Annotated in this window: 4 protein-coding genes; all 4 read right to left on the reverse strand. The window is 69.1% G+C overall.

The window, feature by feature from the left end; genetic code table 11:
- Positions 1 to 51 precede the first annotated feature (51 nt).
- Entirely contained in the window at positions 52 to 2,736 is a 2,685-nt protein-coding gene (ppdK, locus tag MTBUT4_RS08365; RefSeq protein WP_173979222.1) for a pyruvate, phosphate dikinase, read from the reverse strand.
- A 95-nt stretch (positions 2,737 to 2,831) separates the two neighbouring features.
- Positions 2,832 to 4,910 carry a glycine--tRNA ligase subunit beta gene (gene glyS / locus MTBUT4_RS08370; protein WP_173979223.1) on the reverse strand — a complete coding sequence of 693 codons (2,079 nt, stop codon included), beginning with the start codon at positions 4,908 to 4,910 and terminating at the stop codon, positions 2,832 to 2,834.
- Positions 4,911 to 4,913: 3 nt separating this feature from the next.
- Complete coding sequence (locus MTBUT4_RS08375) at positions 4,914 to 5,834, reverse strand: glycine--tRNA ligase subunit alpha (protein ID WP_173979224.1); 921 nt, start codon at positions 5,832 to 5,834, stop codon at positions 4,914 to 4,916.
- Between the two features lie 66 nt (positions 5,835 to 5,900).
- Complete coding sequence (locus MTBUT4_RS08380; RefSeq protein ID WP_173979225.1) at positions 5,901 to 7,490, reverse strand: sensor histidine kinase; 1,590 nt, start codon at positions 7,488 to 7,490, stop codon at positions 5,901 to 5,903.
- Positions 7,491 to 7,545 lie beyond the last annotated feature (55 nt).

The raw sequence follows: 7,545 nt of genomic DNA on the forward strand, positions 1-7,545 counted from the left end.
CCACGCTCCCTCCCCGTCAAGGGAGGGAGCCGAAAAGAACCACACTCCTCATCAATGCATGCCGCTGCCCTTGGTGTCGCCCAGGGCGGCCTGGGCGGCAGAGAGGCGGGCGATCGGCACGCGATAGGGCGAGCACGACACGTAGTCGAGACCGACCTTCTGGCAGAAGCCGATGGAGCTGGGGTCGCCGCCGTGCTCGCCGCAGATGCCGAGCTTGAGGCCCGGGCGGGTGGCGCGGCCGCGTTCGCCGGCGATCTTGACCAGTTCGCCCACACCCTGCTGATCGAGCTGGGCGAAGGGGTCGTGGTCGTAGATGCCCTTGGCCCGGTAGACCTCGAGGAACGGCCCCGAATCGTCGCGGCTCATGCCGAAGGTGGTCTGGGTCAGGTCGTTGGTGCCGAACGAGAAGAACTCGGCGCTTTCCGCGATCTCACCGGCCAGCAGGGCGGCGCGCGGCAGCTCGATCATGGTGCCGACGTGGTACTTCACCGCATAGCTCTGCTCGGCGAAGACCTCGGCCGCCACCTTGTCGATGCTGGCCTTCATCAGGTCCAGCTCCTTCTTGGCGCCGACCAGCGGGATCATGATCTCGGGGGTCACGGTGCGGCCGGTATCCCGGGACACATGCACCGCCGCCTCGAAGATGGCGCGGGCCTGCATCTCGTAGATTTCCGGATAGGTGATGCCGAGGCGGCAGCCGCGATGGCCCAGCATCGGGTTGGATTCGTGCAGGGACGCGTTGCGCTGCTTGACGGTGTCCACGTCCACCCCGGCGGCCTTGGCGATCTCGGCGATCTCGACCTCGGTGTGGGGCAGGAATTCGTGCAGCGGCGGGTCGAGCAGGCGGATGGTCACCGGCAGGCCCTGCATGATCAGGAACAGGTCGATGAAGTCCTGGCGCTGGAACGGGATCAGCTTGGCCAGGGCGACCTTGCGCCCGGCCTCGTCCGAGGCCAGGATCATCTCGCGCACCGCCAGGATGCGCTGGGGATCGAAGAACATGTGCTCGGTGCGGCACAGGCCGATGCCTTCGGCGCCGAACTTGCGCGCGGTGGCGGCGTCGGTCGGGGTCTCGGCATTGGCCCGCACCTTCAGGGTGCGGATGGTGTCCACCCATTCCATCAGGGTGGCGAAGTCGCCGGTCAGCTCGGGCTGCACGGTGGGAACCGAGCCCATGAACACCTCGCCGGTGCCGCCGTCGATGGTGATGACGTCGCCTTCCGACACCACCTTGCCGGCCACCTTCATCTGCTTGGCGGCGTAATCGACGCGGATCTCGCCGCAGCCGGCGACGCAGGGGGTGCCCATGCCGCGGGCGACCACGGCGGCGTGGCTGGTCATGCCGCCGCGGGTGGTGAGGATGCCTTCCGAGACGTGCATGCCGCCGATGTCCTCGGGCGAGGTCTCGATGCGGACCAGGATGACCTTTTCCTTCTTGTCCTTGACCCAAACCTCGGCCTCGTCGGCCGAGAACACGATCCTGCCCGAGGCGGCGCCCGGGCTGGCCGGCAGGCCGCGGGCCAGCAGCTGGCGCGGTGCCTTGGGGTCGAGGGTGGGATGCAGCAGCTGGTCGAGCGCCGCCGGATCGATGCGGCCGATGGCGTCCTTGCGGGTGATCAGGCCTTCGCGCGCCATGTCGACGGCGATCTTCAGCGCCGCCTTGGTGGTGCGCTTGCCGGTGCGGGTCTGGAGCATCCACAGGCGCTTCTGCTGCACCGTGAACTCCATGTCCTGCATGTCGCGGTAATGGGCCTCCAGCTTGTGGCGGATGGCGTTCAGCTCCTTGAACACGTCCGGCATGACCTCTTCCATGGAGGGCAGGTCGGAATGCTGCAGCTCGCGGCCGTGCAGGGTCAGCTGCTGCGGCGTGCGGATGCCGGCCACCACGTCCTCGCCCTGGGCGTTGACCAGGAATTCGCCGTAGAAGGCGTTCTCGCCGGTCGAGGGATCGCGGGTGAAGCAGACGCCGGTGCAGCAATCGTCGCCCATGTTGCCGAACACCATGGCCTGGACGTTGACGGCGGTGCCCCAGCTTGCCGGGATCTCGTGCAGGCGGCGATAGGTGATGGCGCGCTGATTCATCCACGAGCCGAACACCGCGCCGACGGCGCCCCACAGCTGGTCCTGGACGTTCTGCGGGAAGGGCTTGCCGAGCTGGGCCTTGACCTTCTCCTTGTACTGGGCGACCACCTTCTTCCAGTCGTCGGCGGTCAGTTCGGTGTCGAGCTTGATGCCGCGGTCGTCCTTGACCGATTCCAGGATCTCCTCGAAGTGGTGGTGGTCGACGCCCAGCACCACGTCGGAATACATCTGGATGAAGCGGCGATAGGAATCATAGGCGAAGCGGGGGTCGCCCGACTTCTTGGCCAGACCCTCGACCGACAGGTCGTTGAGGCCGAGGTTGAGGATGGTGTCCATCATGCCCGGCATGGACGCCCGGGCGCCCGAGCGGACCGACACCAGCAGCGGGTCGGCATTGTCGCCGAAGGTCTTGCCCATGATCTCCTCGATCCGGGACATGGCCTCGCTCACCTGCTCCTTGATGTCGGCGGGATAGGTCTCGCCGTTCTCGTAGTAGTAGGTGCAGACCTCGGTGGTGATGGTGAATCCGGGCGGCACCGGGATGCCCAGATTGGCCATCTCCGCCAGGTTGGCGCCCTTGCCGCCCAGCAGGTTCTTCATGTCGGCGCGCCCCTCGGCGCGGCCGCCGCCGAAACCGTAAACCCATTTGCTCATGGCTCGTCCCTCACCTCTTGACCCCGGACCGGCGCCCGCAGACGCACCCGATCCCATTGCGCGGAACGGGGGTTGGCTCCCCCGCGTTTGTTCGATCAGCCTTCCACCTTGGAGAAGTCCGCCACCGCGCCCATGGCCGCGCCGATCTCGGCCAGCAGCTTCAGGCGGTTGGCGCGCAGGTTCCCCTCCTCGGCATTCACCGTCACCTTGTCGAAGAAGGCGTCCACCGGCCGGCGCAGGCCCGCCAGGGCGGCCATGGCCTCGGCGAAGCGTTCGCCCTCGAGGGCCGCCGCGGCCGCCGGCCGGACCTCGGCCAGGGCGGCGAACAGGGCCTTCTCCTCGGGCTCGCGCAGCACCGCCGGGTCGGCGGGGCCGGCATGGGCCGTCCCGTCCTTCTTCTCCTCGATCCTCACGATATTCGCCGCACGGCGATAAGCAACCAGAAGATTCGCGCCGTCGTCGCTGCCCAGGAATGCGCCCAGCGCATCGACGCGGGCCAGCAGGCGGACCAGGTCGTCCTCATGCCCCAGGGACAGGACCGCATCGATGAGGTCGTGGCGCACCCCCTTCTCCTTCAGCGCCACCTTCAGGCGGTCGGCGAAGAAGTCGAGCAGGTCGGGCATGGCGCCGCCATCGCCGGAACGGGCGGCCACCGCCGGATGGCCCTGCTTCAGGTACTGGGCCAGGGCCGAGGCGAACAGCGGCCGCAGCGGCAGCCGCAACCCGTTCTCCACCACCAGGCGGATGACGCCCAGGGCGGCGCGGCGCAGCGCGAAGGGGTCCTTCGAGCCGGTCGGCTTCTCGTCGATGGCGAAGAACCCGACCAGGCTGTCGATGCGGTCGGCCAGGGCCACCGCCACGCTGACCGGCGCGGTCGGGCAGCGGTCCGAGGGGCCGGCCGGCGAATAATGCTCGGCGACGGCATCGGCGACCACAGCCGGCAGGCCGTCGTTGAGGGCGTAATAGCGGCCCATGATTCCCTGCAGCTCGGGGAACTCGCCCACCATTTCAGAGGACAGGTCGGCCTTGCACAGGGTGGCGGCGGTCAGCGCCGCGCCCTTCTCCTCCAGCGACAGGAAGGGCAGCTCCGACACCAGGGTCTGGATGCGCTCGACCTTGTCGGCCAGGGTGCCCAGGCTGGCATAGAAGGTGCGCTCGTACAGCTTGGGCAGGCGGCTTTGCAGGGAATGCTTGCGGTCGGTCTCCCAGAAGAAGGCGGCGTCGGACAGCCGGGCCCGCAGCACCCGCTGGTTGCCGGCGACGATGGCCGCGCCCTCACCCTCCATATTGGAGACCACCAGGAAGCGGGGCGCCAGCGAACCGTCGGCCCGCAGCAGCGAGAAATACTTCTGGTGCGAGCGCATGGAGGTGATCAGCACCTCGGACGGCACCGCCATGAAGCGGTCGTCGATGGTGCCGACCAGCACGTTGGGCCATTCCACCAGGCCGGTGACCTCGGCCAGCAGGCCGTCATCGGCCCGCACCTGGAGCCCCTCGCGCACCGCCGCCTCTTCCGCCTGCTTCCTGATGGCGTGGCGGCGCTCAAGCGGGTCGAGCACCACCTTGGCCGCCGCCAGCCGGGCGGCGTAATCGGCGAAATCCTTGACCGCGAAGCGGGCGGGCGCCAGGAAGCGATGGCCGGCGGTGGTGTCGCCGGCCGTCACCGGACCGAACGCCACCGGCACCACGGCGCCGTCGAACAGGCACAGGATGGACTGGATCGGGCGCACCCAACGCACCGCGTTGGCGCCCCAGCGCTGCGACTTGGGCCAGGGGAACTCGGCCATGGCGGCCTCGATGGCCTCCTTGGCGACCTCGGGGGTGGCGCGGCCCTTCCGCTCGATGAGGGCGAACCAGAACTCGCCCTTGCCGGTGTCGCGCTTCTCCAGCTGCTCCAGGCTCAGCCCGGTGGAGGCGAGGAAGCCGGCCATGGCCTGGTCGGGGGCGCCGACACGGGGGCCGCGGCGTTCCTCGGAGACGTCGGGGGCGGCGGCCGGCAGGCCCTCGACCACCAGGGTCAGGCGGCGCGGGGTGACGTAGGCGCGTGCCGCGTCGAAGGCCAGGCCGTTCTTCTTCAGGCCCTCGGCGACCAGGCGGTACAGCGCCTCGGCGGCGCCGGCCTGCATGCGGGCGGGGATTTCCTCGGAGAGTATTTCCAGCAGCAGCTCGGCCATCGCCTAGGCCTCCTTTCCGCCAGAGGCGGAAGTTTGGCCAATGCCGCCTCCGGCGGCGCCGCGGCTGGCGAGCCAGCCTTCGCAGCAGGCCTTGGCCAGGGCGCGGACGCGGCCGATATAGCTCTGGCGTTCGGTCACCGAGATGACGCCCCGGGCGTCGAGCAGATTGAAGCGATGGCTGGCCTTGATGCACTGGTCATAGGCCGGCAGCGCCAGCCCGGCCTTCAGCAGGGCCTCGCATTCCGTCTCGGCGTCGAGGAAGTGGCGCAGCAGCATGTCGGTGTCGGCCGCCTCGAAATTGTGGGCCGAGTATTCCTTCTCGGCCTGCAGGAAGACGTCGCCGTAGGTGACGCCGTCCCCGTTGAAGTCGAGATCATAGACGTTCTCGACGCCCTGGATATACATGGCCAGGCGCTCCAGGCCGTAGGTCAGCTCCACCGCCACCGGGTCGCACTCGATGCCGCCGACCTGCTGGAAATAGGTGAATTGGGTCACCTCCATGCCGTCGCACCACACCTCCCAGCCCAGGCCCCAGGCGCCCAGGGTCGGGCTTTCCCAGTCGTCCTCGACGAAGCGGATGTCGTGGGCCAGCGGGTCGATGCCCAGTGCCCTTAAGGAGTCCAGGTAGAGCTCCTGCGAATTGGGCGGGCTCGGCTTCAGCAGTACCTGGTACTGGTAGTAGTGCTGCAGCCGGTTGGGATTCTCGCCGTAGCGGCCGTCCTTGGGCCGGCGCGAGGGCTGGACATAGGCGCACTTCCACGGCTCCGGCCCCAGCGCGCGCAGGGTGGTGGCGGGATGGAAGGTGCCGGCCCCCACTTCCATGTCGTAGGGCTGCAGGATGACGCAGCCCTTTTCGGCCCAGAAGTTCTGCAGCGTCAGGATCAGATGCTGGAAGCTGGGCTTCCTGGTGGCGCCGTGGCCCATGGGTTTCCGCCGTCTGGCAAGGTCTCGCGGGAAGGTGCGCAACCCTAACCAGCGCCCCGGTCCCGGTCAAGGCGTTGCGGCACCGCACACCGAGGGAAATCGCAAGGTGACGGTGGTGCCCGCCCCGCTTGCGAACGCGACGCTGCCGCCCAGCTGCGCCGCCAGGCCGCGCAGCAGGCGAAGCCCCATGTTGCCGCCCTTCTCGGGATCGAAGCCGGCGGGCAGGCCGGGGCCATTGTCGGCCACCGACACCACGATCTCGCCGCCGCTCCGCTCGAGGCCGATGCGCAGGCGTCCCGGCCGCTGGTCTGGGAAGGCGTGCTTCAGGCAATTGCTGATCATCTCGTTCACCGCCATGGCGAAGGGCACGGCGCGATCGACGTCGATGTCACCGGCCGAGCCGTCGATGCCGAAGGCGATCTCGGGGCGGTCGCGCAGCAGCAGGGCGCACAGCCGTTCCAGATAGGTGCGGCAGCCGACCCGGCCGAACTCGCCCGAGGCATAGAGCAGCTCGTGCACCATGCCCATGGCGACCAGCCGTCCCTGGCTTTCCTCGTAGCCGCCGCGGCAGGGCGTGGGGGCGCTCAAGGCCTCCATGGTCAGCAGCGACTGGACGATCTGCAGGTTGTTCTTGACCCGGTGGTGGACCTCGGCCAGCAACACCTCGCGGTCGGCGAGGGCGCGGACCAGCGCCGTGGTGGCGCCGGCTTCGTGGCGGAAACCGCGCAGGGTCAGCCACACCAGCCCCAGCACCGCCATTATCAGCGGGCTGAGACTGAGCACCATGCGGGTCTGGTCGGCCCGCCAGGCCTGGCGGATGTCGGCCAGCGGCCGCCCGACGATGGCCACCATGGGCATGGCGGCGAACTTGCGATAGGCCACCAGCCGCTCGACCCCGTCCACCGGACAGACATAGGTGACGGTGCCGATGGGCCGCGCCGCCAGGTCCGACATGGGGAAGGCGGCGCGCAGGGGGCCGTTTGCCGCGGCAAGACGCTCCGCCGGCAGGGGATGGCGGGCGATCACCATGCCGTCCGTTCCCACCACGGTGACCATGCTGCCGCGCCCCATATGCAGGGTGTGCACGATGTCGGTCAGGGTCTCGGGCGGCAGCGCCATCGCCACCACCCCAAGGAAAGTGCCGTCGGCGCCGGCAATGCGGCGGCCGACGGTGACCACCGGCTGGCCCGACAGCCGCCCCAGCGCCAACGCTCCGATATGCATCTCCTGGCCGGAGCGGGCGGCCTGGAAATAGGGCTGGTCGGCGACGCTGACGGCCTCGTCCGCCTGAAGGGTGCCGGCGAGCACCGTCCCGGCCGCATCCGCCACCCAAAGCCGCCGGCCCTCCGGCAGGCCGGCCTTCATCCGGGCCAGGGCGGCCGCAAGCCCGGCCCGGCCCGGCAGGGCGCCGTCGCCTTCCATCAGCAGGTGGTGTTCGAACTCCCGCAGCAGGTTCATGGCCGCCACCAGCTGGGCCCCGGCATGCTGCCCGACGACGCCCGCCATGTCGCGCAGTTCGAACTCGGCCTGGACCCGGGCGGCGCGGAAGTCGCTCCAGGCTCCGTAGCCCAGCGCCGCCGCGCAGGTGGCCAGCAGCAGAAGGATCAACGTCCAGGCGCGATGCCTGGCTGCGAAGGGAACGCTGATGACGCGCAATCGGAAAACTCCAATTCCCAGTTTGGTGCGTGACTATTCACTCTAGCCCGTCCTA

It is taken from the genome of Magnetospirillum sp. UT-4 (assembly GCF_902729435.1).
GTDB lineage: Bacteria > Pseudomonadota > Alphaproteobacteria > Rhodospirillales > Magnetospirillaceae > Magnetospirillum.